A 20,252-nucleotide genomic window follows, 5' to 3' on the forward strand; every position below is an offset into this window, starting at 1 on the left:
AATTCAGATACTTCCGCTAGTGGTGTAGCAAATGGGAAAAGATTTAAAAAAGACTTATCCAGAGTTCACGAATAGCCCTTTAGGGAAATTTCTTTCCAGACTGCAAGCTAAACTGAGTCAAATCCGAGAGTCCAGACCTGTTACCGCAGACGACCCAGTTGAAAAAATTTATTCCGATCAGCAATTGGCTGCTATAGGACAAGGTTTTGAGTTTTTGGTAAAAACTGCTTTGCCTATTTTTGATGCCGGTAATAGTCCAAGTCTGTTTAGCACAGCACTGCCTGGCATGATCTCATCCGGATTAGGCTTACGATCTCTTCTCCCAATATTTTATCTTCCTGAATATGCCGTATATGAGGCAATCGAAAAAGATTTAGAGAGCATGCTAACAACCTGGTTAGATACAAAGAGAATTAAGTTATTTACTCCAGAAAATACAGATGATTTTAGAGTCGCTTTGAAGGCAGAGATCAGAAAACAAAAGGAAATTCGTTTTGCGGCTGCCAACAAAATACCGAATACCAATTTGGATTTAATTTTAGCCAAGCTTGATGTGGTTATTGATGAATTTAATTTTACCAAGTTTAATCAAGAAAAATATATTGATAAGAAAAAATTAATCACTCGATTAAATTTTGATATAAAAAAAGAATTAATCGGGTGGAATCATCAGTTTAAGGATTTCAATCCTCCCTTCCAATTGAAAGTAACTGACTCTGGTCTTTATCAACTCATTGTTGAATTTTTATTACTTCTTGATACTCTTCCGGAATCACTTGATGCTTCTATTCCTTTTCTAAATCCCACTGCTTTGAACCTTAATTTGAAAAGTGGAATTATTGCAAAATTACTTTCTGCTGCAGGTTTGGCTCCTTTCCAGTTGGCAAGTATTTCTAATGAGGAAAGTTCAAGTGCTTATTGCTATGACTTATCTATAGGCCAAGAAACAACATCGTTTAATGCTGATGAGCATTATCGAGAAGCCCTTCCCCAAAGCCGAGTTTTTTTATATGAGCTTTTAAAGGATTATTTTGCTGTTTATGGAGAGACTTCTCACGTCAAAAGCGAACGGGCCAAAGCCAAATTAATTCAAGATTTTATAACGGAAGAAACTCATTGGCTGCAAAATAAGGTCAAGCCATATAATGAAATATATCAAGAGTTGAATAAAAATCTCCCTGCTGAAATGGGGTATGAGGATAAACTTAATTTACTCAAACGAAAAATGGCGGCTGTGAATGAGTTGTTGAGTGATATCGAGCAATTGATTGAAGCAGTTAATAGCAGAAATTATCAACAACAAACTTTTGCTGATTTGCTTGTCATGCATAACATGGTGGTTGTCCTTGAGGCAGATGCAGCCTTGGGCCTTGATGTGTCTTATGCCGCTTCTGCTTTACCATCAACTCTTATTGCTGAAGATCAGGATAGAAATTTTACTGCTATCTCTGTTCAACAAATCTTGCAAACCAAATTGTACTCAACTCTCAACGATCTTTCTCGCTTGCAGAAACAACTCACTGATCAACAATTAGATTTTGCCCAGCAGGATAAGCTGATCTTGCAAGAATGGCATGAAGCAGTACTTAAGCAACATCAGGAGGAAAATGAGCGTTACTTAGAGCGTTTAGAAGATTTTCGTATAGAGGCGAGCGAGACTTTACGTCTTGATGAAATAGAGATGCCTGATGACAGTGACGATTTTGAGCTACAAATTCAATCACTCTCTAAAGAATTTGAAGATTTAGCGCAGTATCAAGAAAAATTGAAGAAGTATGAGATCCAGCTAGAAATCTTGCAAGAAGGTCTCAATAAACCTGTCCCATATCCAGAAAGGCTTTGCCAAGATGATAATAGGCTCATTGAAGAAGTAGAAGGCTGTTATACAGCAAGTAAGAAAAAAATGTCTCTTTGTGGGCAGCAATTGCATGAAATTGCCAAATTATTTGAAAGCAGGAAAGAAGTTTTAGAGGGGCAGCTACGTAAAGTACAAGCTGCTAAAGCTTTTGCTGAGGCAATGCGCTCATCAAATCCTGAAGATATTGAAATCCTACTGAGTGACAAACAGGAGCAGCTTCAAGAATTGTTTGTTATACAGGAAAAACGTACTCAGGACTTGAGTAAAAAAAGATTGCAATTGCAACAAGATGAAGAAAGCCCTTATCGAGTAGAGGATGAAGTATTAGAAAAGGTCGAACCTCTATCAACGTTGCTAAAAAAACGAAATTCGATTACACAAACTATTTTGGCGGAAATAGCAGCCCACTCAAAGCAAATTTTGGCAGTAGATCCAGGGTTAGCTGCTTATTTTGATGTAAAAAAATTAAATTCTTTGGCAGGAGTCGATGCAACTCAGCGTTACTTAAATAAAGTCTTTGAAGATCAAAGGGGATTGGAGGGTGTTGATGATAGCCGAGATTATCCGCAAATGCTCGCTGTTTTAAACGCTGCTTATGACTGTATCAATGAATCCAAGGAAAGATTTCCTTTTAGGGCGTTAACTTCTTTGCCAGCGCTGCAAGGTATCGTCAAGGGTAAAAACACCGGTTTTGAGGCTTTATTGACTCTGCTTGATGATTCAAGCACAACAAAATTATGGCTTGCCTATAGTAAGTCTGCTCCTCAAAATGAGGTTTTGTTGCAAGCAAGAAAGCAGCTCTTGCAACTCATTGAGTCAAAAAGATGGAGTTGCCAGAGTAAAATACAGGGGCGTTTAATCTTGGAAAAAGCACAAAAAGATTTTCTGCATGCTCAAGATAGCCTTCTATTCATTAGGGATCTTATGATTCCTCTACCAGTTCTGAACAATGATATTGAAGAATTGATAAGGAAGCGTAGAGAACAGAAACGTAGTGACTTGCTTCTTGCAATTGAACAAGAAGAACATAGTCTGGCTCAAGAGGAAGAAACTGCAGTTGCATTGACTAAGGATGTCATTATATTAGAGCAAGTTGTCGGTTTATTAAGAGGCTGCCAAACACTGAATAAATTGGTTGCTGAAGTTGAAGCGTCAGACACTGAATTCGACTCTGCAGATTTACTTTATCAAAATCAAGAAATTATAAACGGAAGAATTGAAAAAGCAGCCACTCAACAGGGCAAGTTGAGGCTACTATTAGAGAAGCTAGCAAGGGACGTAAATAACTTAAATGATAATACAGCTTATTTAGCTAACATTGAGACGATTACCTCTTTACTGCATAGTTCAGAACAAAGAATTTTAAAATTTAAGGAAGGTGTTTTTTGCAGGAAAGTTAGTGATCTGCAGGCACAAATTCAAGTTAATAAAGAGGCTATGGAAGTTCTAGGCAAAAAATTTTCGGCTCAATCTACAGGGCAGGAAGTCCCATTGGCTGTTCAATTAAGTCGGTTAAATACTCTATTAATACAATATAGCAGTTTTGCTGATGCAAGAGCTTTAATCACAAAATGCCACAGCGCAATTCAAAGCGATTTACAAGCAGTAAATGCTGAAAATCTAAAGATACAATTATGTTTGGTTAATAATAATGCGCAACAGTTGAGGATTAGTAATGAACAGTTATTAGTAAGTTATTTAAACCAGGTAGATGAAATTCTAGACACTTATGAATCAGACCTGCAATCACACTCTACAACTGTCAATGTGGGGTTTAGTGAAACAACAGAGCGGTATGAAGCTAATCGAAGCATTTTTGCCGATACAGAAAATTACTTAAGCAAGTTCCCACAAACGACGCTTGTAGGTTTAGTGAGTACCTTAGAGAATTGAAAGCCTGCTAGTGAGGCTGTTCTGCATAAACTCAAAGCTGTCTGCGTAGCTTCTGGAGTCTTGCGCGATTTACTGGCTCAAAAGCAAGCCATTAATGCTGCATTGAATAATCGTATTGAGGCAAGAAAAAGTTTTGCTGCCGATTCAACTGGGGCCTTAGATCGTTATCTTGTCCAAAGAAATGGAAAATATGCTCTAAAGGATTATGTCCTTTGGACTGATGGTGTTGCACGAAAACAATTTGTCGAGCAAGTAAAATCAGAGCTGGCCAGTTATGCCGAGTCAGGTAAAAGTGAGCCTCTTTTTACTTATATCAATTCTCAAAGAGGGAAATTCGCAGGCTACAATCTTCAAACTATTCTGAGTCAGTTGTTACATGGACTCAATGAGCAGGATAGAAAAATTCCTAAAAATTATGATGACAATCAATCCGAGGCTTTGATTATTGAACATCAACGTGCTTTAGCCGCTCTTGCTGTGTTTGATGCTGCTGGTGGAAGTAATAAAGATCAATTTGTTAAACCTATTGAGCAACTTTATACTGAAATTGAAGGAATTGAGCAGTATGGCTTAGGGACAGGCGGTTTATCTGATAAGCAGAGAGAAACGATTATAGGGTTAGCTCAGTCTTTGCGAACCAAGGTAGATACTTTTATTATTAGTAATCAAGAGCGGGAAGTGACTAGAGAGGCAGTTGAGTCTTTTCAAGCTGAATTTATGTATTTGGCCCATACTCAGGATGAGTTAATGAGTAAGCATGCTTCCTGGTGGAAACCTGTGTTGGTTAATATGGTTGCTGCAGTAACTAGTTTTGGGATTGCTGTAGGCCTGCAATTGGCTGCCTCAAAATGGTCGACAGGTCGTTTTGCCTTTTTCTATGATCGCTCTATTGGATTGGAACGAGTTGATGCTGTTGAAAAAGCAGCAGCTGCCATTGCCGCGCCAGCTGCCTAAGAGATGTTTGCACACTGAATTTAAGGCCCGCTGAAGCGGGCTTTCCTTTAAGGCTTTTGGAGTGCCTGGATGACAGCCCCTAAAAATCTGGTTGCCTCTCCGCCGGTAACTGCTCGGTGGTCAAAACTTAAAGACAAAGGTAATAGACGATGGATTTCTGTTTTACCTTTCGTTGCTACAACAGCCTCATATAAACGTCCCACAGCCAGAATTGCAACCATAGGGGGTACTATAATCGGGCTAGCAAAGCGGCCGGCGAATTTGCCAAAATTTGAGAGCGTAATAGTCGCACCTCTTAATTTTTCTGGTGCTACTGCACGATCTTGTACTGCTTGTTTATAATCATTAATCATTTGACGCAATTGTTCGTCTGAACAGCTTGCTGTGTTATGGATTACGGGTACAAATAAGCCTTCACTACTGTCCATTGCCAAACCTAAATGGACTTCATTAAAACATTTACGTGCGCTATGAGCGGTATCGAACCATGCATTAAGAGCGGGCTCTTCTTTGCAGGCGTGAGTTATTGCTCTAATCAGCCGTACAGTAATGTCAGTCTGCGGCTGCCAACTATGAATATCCGCTTCATCAAAAATGGTTACAGGCACAACTTCCTGATGAGATTGCATCATGCTATTAAGCATGGCGCGGCGTACACCCCGCAAAGCTTCAAAGCCTTCAGGAAGTTGTGTTTTTTTATTGGCCGCTGCCTGTACATCTTCTCGGGTTATGACGCCATGTTCTCCACTACCATTTAATGTATTAAGCGCAACTCCCAATTTTTTAGCTAGCAAGCGTACCGCAGGTGTTGCCTTTGCTCGTTGCGACGTGGTGTTTCCTGTTCCAATGGTAAAATTGTCATCTGAAATATCTGTACTTTCTTCTAGATTGCCAACCACGGTTCCTTTATCAATACGCGGCGACTCAGTCGCTGCGAAAGCGACTAAGGGTTCACCTGTTTTAATGACATCGCCAGGGTTGCCAAACAATTTTACAATAGTTCCACCTTGTGGGCAGGGCACATCGACGACTGCTTTGGCTGTTTCCATTGATACCAGGGGTTGGTCAAGAGTTACTGTATCACCTTCTTTGACAAACCATTCATGAATTTCAGCATCGGGCAAACCTTCGCCCAAATCAGGCAAATTGAAAATATTCATTATCACTCCATTATACTCATGACACTGTCTTTGATTCGTGCAACACTTGGTAGATAGTGTTTTTCTAGTTGAAAATAGGGCATGACTACATCATAGCCAGTTACTCGTTGAACCGGCGCCAGTAAGTCGGGCAGCAAGTTTTCCATTAATTGTGCCGAGATTTCTGCACCCACACCACAGGTTTTTGCTCCTTCATGTACAATGACGCATCGCCCTGTTTTTTCAACGGATGCAAGTATGGTTTCGATATCCAGAGGCTTGATAGTAGCCACATCGATTACTTCACAGGAGATACCTTCTTCATTCAACTGTTTGGCAGCTTGCAAAGTTTCGTGCATGCTGGCTCCCCAGCTGATTAAGGTTACATCATCGCCTTCTTGTAAGGTAAAACACTTACCCAGGGGTAAAGCTTGACCATTATCTTCAACGGGTTGCTTAACCAGGCGATAAATTCGTTTGGGCTCGAGAAAAACAACAGGGTCAGGGTTTCTGATAGCTGCTAATAATAAGCCATAAGCTCGTTTAGGTGAGGAAGGGATTACGACCTGCAACCCTGGAATATGAGCAAATAATGCTTCAGTGCTCTCGGAGTGGTGCTCAGGCGCACGAATTCCACCACCAAAGGGCGCACGAAATACTAATGGACAATGCAGGCGGCCGCGGGTTCGGTTTCGCATACGAGCGGCATGGGAAATAATCTGATTCATTGCCGGATAAATGAAACCCATAAATTGAAATTCGGCAACAGGTTTTAAACCTTGTACAGACATTCCTACAGCAAGTCCTGCAATCATCGATTCGGCAAGTGGGGAATCAAAAACTCGATGTTCACCAAAACGATCTTGTAAGCCAACAGTCGCACGGAATACACCGCCGTTTTTACCTACATCTTCGCCAAATACAATGACATTTTCATCATGAGCCAATTCATAAGCTAATGCTTGGGTAACTGCCTCAACTAGGGTTATATCAGGCATGAGCTGCTTCCTCCATTGCTATTGCTCGTTGCTCAACCAGATAATCTGGTAGTTCAGCATAATGGTAATCAAAGGCACTACTAATAGGCTGTGGCGTACGTTCTAAGTATTCGTCTACGGCCTGCTGAACAAGTTCACCGCATTCTTTAAGGAGTTTTTCTTCTTGTGTTTTATCCCATAAGTTCTGTTGTTCTAAAAAATGCCTAAAGCGGCCAATTGGTTCTTTTAGTTTTGCCTTCTCAACTTCTTCTTGTGGTTGATAACGGGTAGCGTCATCAGCTGTTGTATGATCGCAGAGCCTATAAGTTAGCGCTTCAATTAGAGTGGGGCCTTGGCCAAGTCGTGCCTTTTCTATTGCTTCACCGATAACTTGACGACAAGCGAGTATGTCATTGCCATCTATTTGGGTACCAGCAAATCCAGCGGCAATGGCTTTTTGAGCAACGGTTTGACTGGCTGTTTGTTTGGAAAGGGGTACTGAAATAGCCCATTGATTATTATTGACAATAAAAACCACCGGTAATTTCCATGTTCCTGCTACATTCATTGCCTCGTAAAAATCACCCTCAGAGGTCCCCCCTTCACCAAGGCATACCACCGCAACGCGTGCTTGCTTACGGTATTTGAATGCAAAAGCAACACCTGCCGCATGTAAGCACTGTGAGGCAATAGGCACGCAGATAGGCAAATCTTCTGAATCACATGCGAATTGACTACCGCGTTCATCTCCTCCCCAGTAAGCTAGAATCTCTGACATTTTTACGCCGCGTTGAAATTGGGCAGCATAATCACGATAGTAGGGAACGAATACATCTTCTGGTCGCATGGCGTGACCTATTGCAGTTGAGATGGCCTCTTGACCATTAATGGGGGCATAAGTCCCCATCTTACCCGTACGTTGCAAGGCAATTGCTTTTTTATCAAAGGTTCGTGTGCGTACCATGATGCGATAGAGTTCTTGTAACAACGTTTTATCGCCAGCAAAAGAAGGCAGGGTAACGCAAGGTTCACCTTGTTCATTAATAATTTGAGTGAAAGGTATTTCAAATCGAGCAACTGTTGTCACGGCTTGTCTCCTTGTTAACAACGCCGCCATAGAATACTCACAATTTTTTGCAAAAACCAGATTATGTTTACAATTCTGTAATGCCCTGGTGAAAAAGCTGATTAATTTCCGGTTATGGCTGGTAAAAAATAAGTTATAATTGCGCTGCGAGTCATTTAGAGTTTTGCAAATTATAACGTAGAAATCAGGATGTCATTGTTGAGTATCTTCCCTTTAGAATATACTGATAATCTCATAGGAAATTATCAAAAAATGAGTCAATTGCCCGGCTTTGTACTCTTGGAGAGTAGCGATAGAGGACGAGGGCGTTATGATATTCTTAGTGCCTATCCTTATGAGCAATTCAGAGTCGAGCGTCATCTAACTAATCTAAACAGTACATTTAAGGAATTACAGAAACGAGTTCCTTTAATTCCCTCGAATATTGATTTACCTTTTCAAGGTGGAGCAATTGGTTATTTTTCATATGATTTTGCTGCAAGTCTGGCTGGTATTCATTCAACAACACAAGCTACATTGACCGATATGCCTCTGGTGGATATGAGACTGTATGATTGGGCTATTATTACTGATCATTGGTTAAAAAAAGTCAGTCTATTTGCAGCGAATAGTCGCACTGACACAGCTTCAATTGTCGAAGAAATAAAAATGCTATGGCAGGGCAGAATGCAACACTGTAAGTCGTTTAGTTGGAGTGGCTTTTTTGCACCGCTACTTAGTAAAGCAGAATACCAAGAAGCATTTAAAAGCATTTATCAGGATTTGCAACAAGGCCGATGTTACCAGGTGAATTATACACAGCCGTTTAATGCCTGTTACGAGGGCGATTCTTGGGAAATGTATAAACGGATTAGATTAACTAATCCCGTACCGTATTGTGCCTTTATGCGTACTAATTCAGCGGATCTTCTTAGTTTTTCACCTGAACGATTTCTAACTGGAGATCAAGGGCATTTATTGACATCCCCTATAAAAGGAACTGAAAGACGAGCTGCCAATTATTCCGATGATGCGCTATTGCGGGAAAGGTTGTTAGCAAGTAGTAAAAATCGCGCTGAGAATATTATGATTGTTGATTTGTTACGTAATGACTTAGGCAAAATTGCGCAGCCAGGATCTGTACGGGTAAATGCTTTATGTGAGGTTGAAAGTTATCAGTCAGTGCACCATCTAGTCAGCCATATCGAAGCGCGAAGTCAGGATGGCATTAGTCCTTGGCAAGCAATAGAAGCCTGCTTTCCAGGAGGGTCTATTACAGGAGCACCGAAATTAGAATCCATGTATGTTATTGCAGAGCAAGAACCTTATTCTCGTGGTGTATACTGTGGTAGTTTAGGTTATTTTTCTCGGCATGGCCGCTTTGATAGTAATATTGCCATACGTACAGTAACTGCTTGTAATGACGTTTTGCATTTAGCCGCAGGCGGTGGCATCGTGATTGATTCCAACTGGGAAGATGAGTATCGTGAATGTTTCACGAAAATTGCCGCAATTGTAAATGGATTGATGAGTGAATAAATTAGAAACTCCAAAAGAGGCTGGCGTGATAGTGATGCACGATTTAACGACTGACTCTTTAGTGTTAACTCAACGAAGCACGGAGATGTCTGAGCATCCAGGTGAAATTTGTTTTCCCGGTGGTCGTTGGCAAGAAGGTGATGATAATTTGTATGCAACTGCCTTACGCGAGTTAAGAGAGGAATTGGATATAGATTCCTCTCGCATACAGTTGCAAAGAAGTATGGCTTTTGAGCGTACTTTAACCGGTTATATTATTCATCCATGGTTGGTTACTATTGAATCAATAGAACCTTATAAAGCTAATTTAGGGGAAGTGTCAGCTGTGTTTAGCCTACCTCTTGCGGAAGTTAGTAATTTGGGAAATTATCAAGAGGTTACCGTAAAGCGTTATGGAGTAGACATTAAAAGCTATCAATATATGGCAAGTACTTATTTTGTTTGGGGTGCAACAGCGCGTATTATGATGCAGTTAAGCAAAAAAAGTAAGTGATGGCAGCAGAGGTATCATCCCTGTTTTAAAAAAAAACAGGGATGGAGCAACGGAGGGATAAGCTATTAAGCAATACTGATTTCTTCGTTTTCTTTATTTTCCTTATCCTTTAAGGCTCGGCGTAAAATTTTACCGACATTAGTTTTTGGTAATTCCTTATAAAATTCGATAATTTTAGGCACCTTGTAAGCCGTAAGATGTTCGCGACAATGAGCAATGATGGCTTCCTCAGTCAGTGCAGGGTCTCGCTTAACAATACAAGCTTTTACCCGTTCTCCTGACTCAGAGTCCATAACCCCCACTACGCCTACTTCAAGAACGCCTGGGTGCATGCCAATAACCTGCTCAACTTCATTAGGGTAGACATTAAAACCTGACACGACGATCATATCTTTTTTACGATCGACCAAATAAATAAATCCTTTTTCATCAATGCGGGCAATATCCCCCGTTTTCAAAAAACCATCCGGAGTAAAGACCAAGGCTGTTTCATCGGGACGTTGCCAATAACCGCGCATAACCTGTGGCCCCTTAACACACAATTCACCCGCTTTATCAAAATCTATTTCATGATTCATTTCATCTCTAATAGAAATGTCTGTCGACGGCAGAGGCAGGCCTATACTGCCATTATACTCTTCCAGGTACATGGGGTTGATAGTTACAGCAGGACTGGTCTCAGTTAATCCATAGGCTTCCAGCACACGAGTTTTAGTGGTTTCGCGCCATTTAATAGAGACGCTTTTTTGTAAGGCCATACCCCCTGAGAGGGCAAGTTTGAGCTTTGAAAAGTCAATGTCTTTAAAATTAGGGTGGTTTAAAAGAGCATTAAATAAAGTATTAACACCGGTAATTGCTGTAAAACCGCTGTTTTTTATCTCGGAGATAAAATGAGGAATATCCCGTGGATTGGTTATCAAGATGTTCTTGGCACCGGCTTTTAGAAAGGTCAGGCAATTGGCAGTAAGAGAAAAAATATGATACAGGGGAAGTGCGGTAATAATGATGTCTTGGCTATCAACCTTTAAAGGGGATATCCAGGCGGAAGCTTGCAGTACATTAGCTACCATATTGCCATGAGTGAGAATAGCTCCTTTGGCAACCCCGGTAGTACCTCCAGTGTACTGTAGAAAAGCAATGTCTTCATGATTCAATTTTACTTCTTGTAAATGCCCCTGTTTTCCTAGTTCTAATGCGTCGTTGAAACGAATTGCATGGGGGATGCTATAGTTTGGAACCATTTTTTTAATATATTTGACAACCGCATTGACAATGACTCTTTTAAAGAGCGGGAAAATATCGCCAATTTGGGTAATAACGACATGTTTAACAGTAGTCATATGGGGTAGGGCTTTTTCTACCGTTTTAGCAAAATTAGCCAGCACTATAATCACTTCTGCCCCTGAGTCATTCATCTGGTGGGCTACTTCATCTGACGTATAGAGGGGATTGGTATTAACAACAACGAAACCTGCTCTTAAGGCCGCGAACAAGGCAATAGGATATTGCAATAAATTAGGCATCATGAGCGCAATACGTGCGCCTTTTTTTAAACCAAGTTGTTGCAGGTATATCGCAAATTGCCGACTTTCAAGCTCTAGCTCACTGTAACTTAATTCACAACCTAAATTGACATAGGCTATTTGTTTAGAATACTGGCGGCATGAATCTTCAAATAAAGCGACAATAGATGAGTGCTTACTGCTATCGATTTCATAAGGAACGCCTGCTTGATAGTGTTCTAACCAGACTTTATCCACTTTGATGTCCTTCTGTTATTGATCCCCTCGTGATAGTATAAACAAAAAACAAGGTGATGGATATCGGAGTTATGGCAGATAATTTATTGAAATCACAGGCATTTAAACTTAAAGGCAGATTATATACTTTTACTGTTTTACAATTATTAACTAGTAATAGAATACTTTTTGAACAGCAACTACATGAAATAGTTACCAAAGCACCTCGTCTTTTTGATAGAACACCCGTTGTTTTGGACTGCAGTGTTCTTGCGGAAAATGATGTTGACTTGCAAGACTTGTGTCAGTGTATGCGCGAGTATAACTTGTTACCGGTCGCTATTCAGGGTGCCAATCCTTTGCTGACAACGATTGCTCAATGCCAGGGATTAGCTGTTCTGCATGCTTCATCCACTCACGATAAACCGTTGATGGAAGAACCTTCTGATGAGCCAACGGCAGTTAGTGAATCGTCCAAAACCAAGTTGCAAACAACACCTGTGCGCTCGGGACAGCAAGTAGTGAGTAAGGGCGGTGACTTGGTAATTACAGCCTCAGTCAGCCATGGAGCGGAGCTGCTTGCGGATGGCAATATACATGTTTATGGTAGTTTGCGTGGCAGGGCATTGGCTGGTCTTTCCGGGGATACGCAAGCAAGAATTTTCTGCCAATCTCTAGAGGCTGAGTTGGTGTCCATTGCTGGTTTTTATCGTTTAAGTGATGCGATTGAGCCTCATTCCGGGCCTTGCCAGATCTATTTGCAAGATGAGCATATTTGTATAGAGCCTCTATGATAGAACGTATGCTGCCCTTTTCTCAATTTAATCAAAATGTTTTAAATTTGGATAATAGTGGTATCATTTACTCGTCTACACAGCATATGCGCAGCATTGAAGAACTATCCATCATGACCACCACGACAAAGATGCCTGACGATCGTTTGGCTGCAGTGTTTATTTCGGATTTACATTTACATCCCGAAGAGCCTTTAATTACTGCGCGCTTTAATCGCTTTATCGAGTGGGCAGCGCAAAATACCAAGACTGTTTATATTCTAGGTGATTTTTTTCATGCCTGGGCTGGTGATGATAGTATTGATTCGTGGTCGGAATCCATTGCAAAGCGCCTCCGGTGGTTATCACAACAACAGGTAGCGATCTATTTTATGCATGGTAATCGTGATTTTTTGCTAGGAAAGGCATTTGCTGATTTGGCGGGAATAATTATTCTTCCTGAGCCCGCCATTATCCGATTAGGTGATAAGAGAATTTTATTAGTTCATGGTGATCGATATTGTACTAATGATAAAGGCCATCAATGGCTTAGACGTTTAACGCGAAATCGATGGTTTAGCCACTTTTTTTTACGTTTACCCTATAAAGTCAGGGCTCAATTGGTTAGCAAGATCAGGCAGCACAGTCAAACAAATCGAAGTAAACCTTATAGCAAAATGGATGTGGTTGCATCGGATATGATAGAACATCTGCAGAAATATAAAGTAGCTACTTTAATTCATGGGCATACACATAAGCCAGGCTTAATAAATCATTGTTATAATGAAATTATGTATAATCAATATGTACTAAGTGATTGGGATGACAACCCTAGGCTTCTGTGTTATCATGAATCAATAGGTATATTTTTTAATCAACTGGAATTAATAGAGGTATCTCGCTATGCCAACTCCTGAAGAAACGAAACAGGAACAAATCAAGGCCTTAGCAGCCAAGAAGGACGAGGGTGCTTTACAAGCCCTGCTGCAAAATGAGCAAAGAGCGAAACAGCAGCAGATGAAAGAAGAGTTAAATAGTATTGGCAGGGATAAACGGCGTGCAAGAGGGAAGGATTACTGGGAGAAAGTTAATAAAAATGCCGATGCGCTCATGACCGACGGGATGAAAGGCTACAATGACTGGGTTTCAGGTATGAACAATATTGTTAATTCATTGATGGATTTAGCCATGGCTATGTCGCTGGATCCGATCGGTGATAGTGACTATGCAGCGGTGGGAATGTTGAAGTTTGTAGCAGAAGCGGGCAATGATTTAGTTCTAAAACCCCTTGTCTCACTAGTACCTTATAACAAGGAAATAGGGCAGTTCGCTGAGGGGGTAGGAGCGCTAGTTTCCAATACAGTTGGTAACACCCGCGTTGGTAGTGCACTTGGTTTAGGAACGAGAGTCCCCGATGTTAAATTTAGTGTCAATGTCGATGATGAAGGGCATTTGGTTTCCTGCGCAACCAAAGATGGGGAGCCTTTTGGAGAAGCTGAGCAAATGCGTTTTGATGCGGGATTGGTTGCATGGGCAAAAACACACGGCTATACCAATCAGCCCGATCCTAATCATCCTGGCAAGGTCGTATTAAAACAAACAGAAAGCCTAGGGGGACAGCCACCCACTGACGCGATCATGACTACAGCACTATTCAAAGAGCTTAGTGAAGGCAGGGCGCCTAACCAACCGGCTAATACAGACTTAAAAAGCTTTATGGAAGGACGCTATAATATCAATATGAAATATGAACCACCCCAGGAACCAACTCCTGGAATGACCATATAATACTGGGGGCTGTTGACATTTCACTAGGTTGAGTCGAAGAATACTTGTTTACAGCATCGCTTCTCAGTTTACATGAGAGTAAATGAGCAGCGATGTGCAGGAAACCAGTATTTTGCGAAATACCAACAGACCCTAGACAGGTATTCCGCTGTGAAAACGAAATACCTGATCAGTGCTATTAATTAGCTCGTTTTCGACGGTAATAAAAAAATCCAGACGCTTACTAATATCTCCTCCATAGAGTTTTGCCAGATGTAAATAATCTTGAAAATGGCGCGCTTCAGATTTCACAAGCGAACTATAAAATTTACTTAGCTCTTCATCTTTCAGTTTAGGAATCAATGCGTTAAAGCGCTCACAAGAGCGTGCTTCAATAAGTGCGCCTATAATTAACTGATCGCGTAAACGCTCGCGGGTATTTTCTTTGGGTACAAAACGATGCATTTGTTGTGCATAATTAGAGGGATGAAGGGGGCCTAATTTAATGGAGCGGGCCTTCAGCAAATTGACTACCTTTTCAAAATGTAGTAATTCTTCACGCGCCAAAGGAGACATAACTGCAACTAACTCTTGCTTTTCCGGGTATTTACTAATGAAATTGATTGCAGTGGCTGCTGCTTTTCGCTCACAATGTGCATGATCTACCAGCAAGGTTGTTAAGTTGATAACAGCAGCATCCAACCACGCAGTTGGGGTGGGCGTACGAATAAAATCAATTAAAATTTGCAATTCATTGGTAAGTGAGCTTAGCATGAGAAATATATATTATACTATTTGATGAAAGAGTGCGTTATATCACAGTCTGTTGCAAAATCAAGTTGGATGAATAATGAGCGAAGAAAAAGCAGAAAGCGATTTGTCAATGTGGTATTCAACCTATGGTTTAATAACCGCAGAACGTATTTTAGAAAAATGTAAAATTAAACTCCCTCAAGAAGATCTGTTTGCTGCAGTCAAAAACCCTAATAATTTTTATCATCGTTTGCTACGTGTTCCGATGAAAAACGTATTTAACGGGATTATTTTGCAGCAAGCTCATGATTATCAAGTTTATGCACAAAAATTGTTTGTTGATTATTTGCTGTCGGGTGAAACGGCCAAGGATGAGGAGTCGCCTGGAGGTTTGACCAGGGATGATTTGGAGGCGATGCGTAAAAAACTTGTGGAAATAGGGGATGAATTTCATCAGTTGGAGTTTACGCAGGATAAGTTGATTGCCGAAAGCCAGCGTAGCCTTATCAAACATGCTTCGGAATGGAAAAAAATTCTTCAAGGCATTGCAAAAAAAATTAAACCTGCATTGCCATTAGTTAGCGTCGATAAAAGTGAGGAAAAAATCATTCAGGCAATTAATCACTTGATTATTAAAGAAAATACTGCACCGGGAGAAACCGTCAGTTTTAAGAGCAGTGTCTGGGGTGATTTGGAAAAGATTTTGGGTCAAAGCATAGGAAATGAACTTAAACAACTAATCGTAGATGAGCTTGTCAAGTTAACTGAATTCGCTGAGTCAATAGAGCAATCTTTGGTGAATTTCATAGAGCGTGTTTCGGATATTGGGCGAAGTTTGCGCCAATACCGTACTGATTTCTATAATTTGATACTACGAGTCAATGAATTGATTCAATTACTGCCAGAATATCGCATAAATCCGGAACAAACAGAAGAGAACCGTGAATCGCTCTATTTTGATGCAGATCTTGGCGAACAATGAATTTATATTGGCTACTACGCTATCAGATCGTGTATAATACCGCGCTTTAATCTTAGAAAATTGGAGTGCGTGTTATGGCTAAAGAGTTAACCCTATCTATCATCAAACCTGATGCAGTTGCTAAATCAGTTATTGGTCAAATTTATTCTCGCTTTGAGAAAGCTGGCTTAAACGTTGTCGCTGCGAAAATGATGCATCTTTCTCGAGCACAAGCAGAAGGATTTTATGCTGTTCACAAAGCGCGTCCATTTTTTAACGATTTAGTGTCTTTCATGATTTCAGGTCCTGTAATGATTCAGGTTTTAGAAGGCGAAAATGCAATCATCAGAAATCGTGATTTAATGGGAGCGACAGATCCCAAAAAGGCGGATGCAGGTACTATTCGTGCTGATTTTGCTGACAGCATTGATGCAAATGCAGTTCACGGTTCTGATAGCCCTGAAACGGCTGCTCAAGAAATTGCTTATTTCTTCGAACCGCATGAAATTTGCAAAAGATAATTGTTGGTTGAGGTAATGTGATGAGTCAAAAAATCAATTTGTTGGATTTTAATTATCAGCAGATGCGCAAATTTTTTAGTGAGATTGGTGATAAACCATATCGTGCGCAACAAGTAATGCAATGGATCCATCAGGCTGGTTTTCATGATTTTTCGCAAATGACCAATTTGGGCAAGTCGCTCCGGGAGCGGCTTAGCCTGCTAGCTGAAATTCGGTTACCAGAGATTGTAACTTGTCAGAAATCTGCTGATGGCACTCATAAGTGGTTACTGAAGCTGGATTGTGGGAATTGTATAGAAACTGTTTTTATTCCCGAAGCAACGCGGGGAACTCTCTGTGTATCGTCGCAAGTCGGTTGCGCACTAAATTGCAGTTTTTGTTCAACTGCTAAACAAGGGTTTAATCGGAATTTGAGTACAGGGGAAATTATCGGCCAGGTCTGGCTAGCTGTGCGTGAATTATCACAACAGAATGGGGCACATGACAAGCGTGTTACCAATGTAGTCATGATGGGTATGGGAGAGCCTCTGCTCAATTTTGATAACGTTGTCGCAGCAATGGATATCATGATGGATGATTTTGCCTATGGTTTATCCAAGCGACGAGTTACTTTAAGCACTTCCGGTGTTTTGCCAGAATTAGAGCGTTTGCGTGAAGCAAGTCCAGTCGCGCTGGCTGTTTCCTTGCACGCACCTAATGATGAATTACGTAATGAATTAGTGCCTATCAATAAAAAATATCCCTTGGCAGAATTAATGGCTTTATGCAAACGTTATTTTAGAAATGAACCCAAGAGAAAGGTAACGTTTGAATATGTGATGCTTAAAGGTGTTAATGACCAGCCTGAGCATGCTGCCCAATTGATTAAATTATTGCGGGATGTTCCTGCGAAAGTGAATCTCATACCTTTTAATCCTTTCCCTATGACGCAATATCAACGTTCTTCACAAGCGACTATTGATGCCTTTCGGGAAAAATTAATAGCCAAAGGGATTAACACGATTACACGTAAAACAAGAGGCGATGATATTGATGCAGCCTGCGGTCAATTGGCTGGTGAGGTAAAGGATAGAACAAGTCGTTCTCGGCGCTGGCAAAAATTACACTTTGTGCCTAAGACGTCCACTGATGAGATTGACGAAAAGAGTGCATAAAGCTTTTTAAATTTATCTGTTCACGGTTATAATGGCCAATCCTTTAATGCCATGTGACAATTGTGTTGAACTTATTACGCTTTTTACCCTGGTTAATTTTCCTGTTGTTACAAGCTTGTCAACAGAATAACGCCATAAAGGCAGAGCAACTGCAGAAACGTAATGAGGCAGCATCCTATAATACTCAGCTTGGTTTGGCTTATTTAAAACAGGGTGATAGGCCACGAGCAAAGCGGAAGTTACTTACCGCACTGGACTTGGCGCCTGACTCCGCTGATGTGAATGTAGCGATGGCTTATTATCTTGAAAAAACAGGAGAAGTAAGGAAAGCACAGGTGTTCTACCAGAAGGCTTTAGTTCTGGCGCCAGATAGTGGTGCCCAACTGAATAACTATGGAACTTTTTTATGTCGTCATGGGCATTATAAAGAAGCAGAACGTTATTTTCTGAGAGCAGCGAATGATATTCACTACATTCATACCGCTGCAGCTTACGAAAATGCTGGATTATGTGCGGCAGCATTGCCTGATTATTCTAAGGCGAAACATTATTATGTGAAGGCATTGCAACAGGATCCGCATCGAAAACAAGCGCTTTATGAGTTAGCCGCTATCGAGCTTAAAGAGAAACATGCAAGTAAAGCATTAGAATATATGCAAAAATATCCTGCACTTTCATTGAATGACCCAAACATACTTGCAATGGGTGTGGAGGCAGCGCGTCTAGCAGGAAAAAGGAATATTGAAGGAGAGTATAAACAGCGTTTGGCTAGATTGACTAATTATACGGACTATTATACCGGAGCAAAAAATGAATACGATAGTAGCAATGGATGAAATTCATAACGGTAATCGAGAAAATCCTGGCTTGCAGTTAGCTCGTGTACGAGAAAAAAAGGGCTATAGCCAGGAATATGTTGCAGGCAAATTGCATTTGCGAGTTCGACTTATTGAATTACTGGAAGCCGATGATTACCAGCAAATGCCAGAACCTGTTTTTATTAAGGGTTATATCCATGCTTATGCCAAGTTACTTGGGATACCATCGCAGCCTCTCTTGGAAACCTTTAATAGTTTGTATTCAACAGAAGGAAAGCCTGAGAAAGCATTGTGGCAAAGTAAGCGGGAATCGAATAAAGGAGAGCGTCTGGTGCGTTGGCTAACCAGTTTGGTTGCTATTGCTGTGATTGTTGCTGTGAGTATTTGGTGGCAAAAAAATAAAGACAGTCAGCAATTGTTTACTGCAAAAAATACTCATACTGAAGCCTTAGCAAATAAGGCCGAAACTGATATTCGTTTAACTGATCTATCAAAAATGCGCTCCATGCTTTCAACTAGCCCAAGCCCATCTGGCCCGGCTACACCATTGGAGACACACGGTGGGTGAGAGAATTCAAGCTGTAAGAGGTATGAATGATGTTTTACCTCATCAAACGACGTTGTGGCGCTTGCTTGAAAAAATTTTCATCCAGTGTTTGTTGCAATACGGTTATCAAGAAATTCGTTTCCCGTTGGTGGAAAGTACGCAATTATTCAAACGTACTATCGGTGAAGTAACTGATATTGTTGAAAAAGAGATGTATACATTCACTGACTTGAATGGTGATAGTCTGACTCTAAGGCCAGAAGGTACTGCGGGTTGTCTTCGTGCTTGTCTAGAACATGGCTTGTTACATAATCAGCAGCAAAAACTTTGGTATATGGGGCCAATGTTTCGCCATGAAAAACCACAAAAAGGCCGTTACAGGCAATTTAATCAGTTTGGTGTTGAAGCCTTAGGTATAGAGGGTGAAGCTATCGAATTGGAACTAATTGCAATCTGCCAGCGTTTATGGACTGCTTTGGGAATTAGCAGCATGGTCCATTTACAAATTAACACCCTGGGAGAGTTAAACGAGCGGCAACAGTATAGAGAGAAATTGGTGGATTATTTTACCGCCCATTTTGATCAGCTCGATGAGGATAGTAAACGGCGTTTGGATAGAAACCCATTACGCATTCTTGATAGTAAAAATCCCGACATGCAGGCTTTGCTGAGTAAAGCACCTAAACTGATGGATAGTCTTGGTCCGGAGAGCCAAAGGCGATTTGCAAATTTATGTGAAGGCCTGACTAAAATGGGTATAGCCTATTCTGTTAATCCTTTGTTGGTTCGTGGCTTGGATTATTATGGCCATATGGTTTTCGAATGGGTTACTGATCAACTAGGGAGTCAGGCTACAGTTTGTGCAGGAGGACGTTACGATGTCCTGGTTGAGCAGCTGGGAGGTAATGCGACACCGGCAGTTGGTTTTGCCATGGGTGCTGAGCGCTTACTGTTATTGTTACAAAACTCCCCGCTAATAGGGATCCAGGATCCCAAATCGTTATTTATTATTGCAGCAGGGGCAGATGCGATGAGTCAAGCTTTATTGCTTGCTGAAGAGTTGAGAAACACAAATCCAAACTGGCAAGTGATTACTAATACGGCAGGAGGCGGTTTTAAAAGTCAATTTAAAAAAGCTGACAAAAGTGGGGCTGAGTTTGCGTTAATCCTCGGAGAAGATGAGGTTAGGCAAGGAGTGATTGGGGTTAAAAATTTGCGTAGTCATGAAGAACAGGCAACCATTCCACAACGGGAATTGAGCAAGTACTTACAAGACTGTCTGGGAAGGTAGTGGGAGATA

Annotated in this window: 18 protein-coding genes; 13 read left to right on the top strand and 5 right to left on the bottom strand. The window is 40.9% G+C overall.

Going from position 1 to position 20,252, the window contains the following annotated elements:
* Positions 1–31 precede the first annotated feature (31 nt).
* Together Lfee_RS15465 and Lfee_RS15470 are read left to right on the top strand one after the other, a co-directional pair.
* A complete protein-coding gene (locus Lfee_RS15465; RefSeq protein WP_058447872.1) occupies positions 32–3,751 on the top strand; it encodes a coiled-coil domain-containing protein in 3,720 nt (1,239 codons plus the stop codon).
* 60 nt (positions 3,752–3,811) lie between these two features.
* Positions 3,812–4,705, top strand: coding sequence for a hypothetical protein (locus tag Lfee_RS15470; RefSeq protein WP_058447873.1), 894 nt, complete (start codon positions 3,812–3,814; stop codon positions 4,703–4,705).
* Positions 4,706–4,752: 47 nt separating this feature from the next.
* On the opposite strand, the gene Lfee_RS15475 is transcribed toward Lfee_RS15470, so the two are convergent.
* Genes Lfee_RS15475 through pdhA form a run of 3 tightly spaced genes read right to left on the bottom strand, consistent with a single transcriptional unit; the run spans position 4,753 to position 7,908 of the window.
* Positions 4,753–5,865 (bottom strand): dihydrolipoamide acetyltransferase family protein, encoded by a 1,113-nt coding sequence (locus Lfee_RS15475; protein WP_058447874.1) that lies wholly within the window; start codon positions 5,863–5,865, stop codon positions 4,753–4,755.
* Positions 5,866–5,867: 2 nt separating this feature from the next.
* Positions 5,868–6,842, bottom strand: a complete 975-nt coding sequence (locus Lfee_RS15480; RefSeq protein WP_058447875.1) for an alpha-ketoacid dehydrogenase subunit beta — start codon at positions 6,840–6,842, stop codon at positions 5,868–5,870.
* A complete protein-coding gene (pdhA, locus tag Lfee_RS15485) occupies positions 6,835–7,908 on the bottom strand; it encodes a pyruvate dehydrogenase (acetyl-transferring) E1 component subunit alpha (RefSeq protein WP_058447876.1) in 1,074 nt (357 codons plus the stop codon). Before pdhA ends, Lfee_RS15480 begins: the two co-directional genes overlap by 8 nt.
* 189 nt (positions 7,909–8,097) lie before the next feature.
* On the opposite strand from pdhA, the gene pabB reads away from it, so the two are divergent.
* Both pabB and Lfee_RS15495 read left to right on the top strand, forming a co-directional pair.
* A complete protein-coding gene (gene pabB, locus Lfee_RS15490; protein ID WP_058447877.1) occupies positions 8,098–9,426 on the top strand; it encodes an aminodeoxychorismate synthase component I in 1,329 nt (442 codons plus the stop codon).
* Positions 9,419–9,919: an NUDIX hydrolase gene (locus Lfee_RS15495; RefSeq protein ID WP_058447878.1), complete on the top strand. Its 501-nt coding sequence runs from the start codon at positions 9,419–9,421 to the stop codon at positions 9,917–9,919. The genes pabB and Lfee_RS15495 overlap by 8 nt, the downstream gene beginning before the upstream one ends.
* A gap of 65 nt (positions 9,920–9,984) precedes the next feature.
* Here Lfee_RS15495 and Lfee_RS15500 read toward each other — a convergent pair whose 3' ends face one another.
* Positions 9,985–11,679, bottom strand: coding sequence for an AMP-binding protein (locus Lfee_RS15500; RefSeq protein ID WP_058447879.1), 1,695 nt, complete (start codon positions 11,677–11,679; stop codon positions 9,985–9,987).
* Positions 11,680–11,750: 71 nt separating this feature from the next.
* Here Lfee_RS15500 and minC point away from each other — a divergent pair, with 71 nt between their 5' ends.
* The 3 genes from minC (at position 11,751) to Lfee_RS15515 (ending at position 14,219) form a co-directional block, all read left to right on the top strand.
* Positions 11,751–12,452, top strand: coding sequence for a septum site-determining protein MinC (gene minC, locus Lfee_RS15505; RefSeq protein WP_058447880.1), 702 nt, complete (start codon positions 11,751–11,753; stop codon positions 12,450–12,452).
* A 131-nt stretch (positions 12,453–12,583) separates the two neighbouring features.
* Positions 12,584–13,348 carry a UDP-2,3-diacylglucosamine diphosphatase gene (locus Lfee_RS15510; RefSeq protein WP_058448056.1) on the top strand — a complete coding sequence of 255 codons (765 nt, stop codon included), beginning with the start codon at positions 12,584–12,586 and terminating at the stop codon, positions 13,346–13,348.
* The gene (locus Lfee_RS15515; protein ID WP_058447881.1) at positions 13,335–14,219 is read left to right on the top strand and encodes a hypothetical protein; all 885 of its coding nucleotides are present in this window, start codon (positions 13,335–13,337) and stop codon (positions 14,217–14,219) included. The genes Lfee_RS15510 and Lfee_RS15515 overlap by 14 nt, the downstream gene beginning before the upstream one ends.
* A 132-nt stretch (positions 14,220–14,351) precedes the next feature.
* Here Lfee_RS15515 and Lfee_RS15520 read toward each other — a convergent pair whose 3' ends face one another.
* Positions 14,352–14,972: a MiaE family protein gene (locus tag Lfee_RS15520; protein ID WP_058447882.1), complete on the bottom strand. Its 621-nt coding sequence runs from the start codon at positions 14,970–14,972 to the stop codon at positions 14,352–14,354.
* Between the two features lie 76 nt (positions 14,973–15,048).
* On the opposite strand from Lfee_RS15520, the gene Lfee_RS15525 reads away from it, so the two are divergent.
* The 6 genes from Lfee_RS15525 to hisS all read left to right on the top strand — a co-directional run bounded on the left by Lfee_RS15525 (position 15,049) and on the right by hisS (position 20,243).
* Positions 15,049–15,933, top strand: a complete 885-nt coding sequence (locus Lfee_RS15525) for a hypothetical protein (protein WP_058447883.1) — start codon at positions 15,049–15,051, stop codon at positions 15,931–15,933.
* Positions 15,934–16,007: 74 nt separating this feature from the next.
* Entirely contained in the window at positions 16,008–16,433 is a 426-nt protein-coding gene (ndk, locus tag Lfee_RS15530) for a nucleoside-diphosphate kinase (protein ID WP_058447884.1), read from the top strand.
* 20 nt (positions 16,434–16,453) lie between these two features.
* A complete protein-coding gene (gene rlmN, locus Lfee_RS15535; RefSeq protein WP_058447885.1) occupies positions 16,454–17,587 on the top strand; it encodes a dual-specificity RNA methyltransferase RlmN in 1,134 nt (377 codons plus the stop codon).
* A gap of 62 nt (positions 17,588–17,649) precedes the next feature.
* On the top strand, positions 17,650–18,423 hold the full coding sequence (gene pilW, locus Lfee_RS15540; RefSeq protein ID WP_058447886.1) for a type IV pilus biogenesis/stability protein PilW: 774 nt from the start codon (positions 17,650–17,652) through the stop codon (positions 18,421–18,423).
* Entirely contained in the window at positions 18,398–18,973 is a 576-nt protein-coding gene (locus Lfee_RS15545; RefSeq protein WP_058447887.1) for a helix-turn-helix domain-containing protein, read from the top strand. Before pilW ends, Lfee_RS15545 begins: the two co-directional genes overlap by 26 nt.
* Complete coding sequence (gene hisS / locus Lfee_RS15550) at positions 18,966–20,243, top strand: histidine--tRNA ligase (RefSeq protein ID WP_058447888.1); 1,278 nt, start codon at positions 18,966–18,968, stop codon at positions 20,241–20,243. The genes Lfee_RS15545 and hisS overlap by 8 nt, the downstream gene beginning before the upstream one ends.
* The last annotated feature ends 9 nt before the right edge of the window (positions 20,244–20,252 follow it).

This window comes from Legionella feeleii (genome assembly GCF_001467625.1).
In the GTDB taxonomy this organism is placed as follows: domain Bacteria; phylum Pseudomonadota; class Gammaproteobacteria; order Legionellales; family Legionellaceae; genus Tatlockia; species Tatlockia feeleii.

What these genes read in the sequence shown, in the direction of transcription:
- Lfee_RS15525 (WP_058447883.1), top strand. Translation starts at nt 15,049, where the DNA reads ATGAGCGAAGAAAAAGCAGAAAGCGATTTGTCAATGTGGTATTCAACC.
- Lfee_RS15515 (WP_058447881.1), top strand. Translation starts at nt 13,335, where the DNA reads ATGCCAACTCCTGAAGAAACGAAACAGGAACAAATCAAGGCCTTAGCA.
- pabB (WP_058447877.1), top strand. Translation starts at nt 8,098, where the DNA reads ATGTCATTGTTGAGTATCTTCCCTTTAGAATATACTGATAATCTCATA.
- Lfee_RS15545 (WP_058447887.1), top strand. Translation starts at nt 18,398, where the DNA reads ATGAATACGATAGTAGCAATGGATGAAATTCATAACGGTAATCGAGAA.
- rlmN (WP_058447885.1), top strand. Translation starts at nt 16,454, where the DNA reads ATGAGTCAAAAAATCAATTTGTTGGATTTTAATTATCAGCAGATGCGC.
- ndk (WP_058447884.1), top strand. Translation starts at nt 16,008, where the DNA reads ATGGCTAAAGAGTTAACCCTATCTATCATCAAACCTGATGCAGTTGCT.
- Lfee_RS15465 (WP_058447872.1), top strand. Translation starts at nt 32, where the DNA reads ATGGGAAAAGATTTAAAAAAGACTTATCCAGAGTTCACGAATAGCCCT.
- minC (WP_058447880.1), top strand. Translation starts at nt 11,751, where the DNA reads ATGGCAGATAATTTATTGAAATCACAGGCATTTAAACTTAAAGGCAGA.
- Lfee_RS15520 (WP_058447882.1), bottom strand. Translation starts at nt 14,972, where the DNA reads ATGCTAAGCTCACTTACCAATGAATTGCAAATTTTAATTGATTTTATT.
- Lfee_RS15475 (WP_058447874.1), bottom strand. Translation starts at nt 5,865, where the DNA reads ATGAATATTTTCAATTTGCCTGATTTGGGCGAAGGTTTGCCCGATGCT.
- Lfee_RS15480 (WP_058447875.1), bottom strand. Translation starts at nt 6,842, where the DNA reads ATGCCTGATATAACCCTAGTTGAGGCAGTTACCCAAGCATTAGCTTAT.
- Lfee_RS15510 (WP_058448056.1), top strand. Translation starts at nt 12,584, where the DNA reads ATGCCTGACGATCGTTTGGCTGCAGTGTTTATTTCGGATTTACATTTA.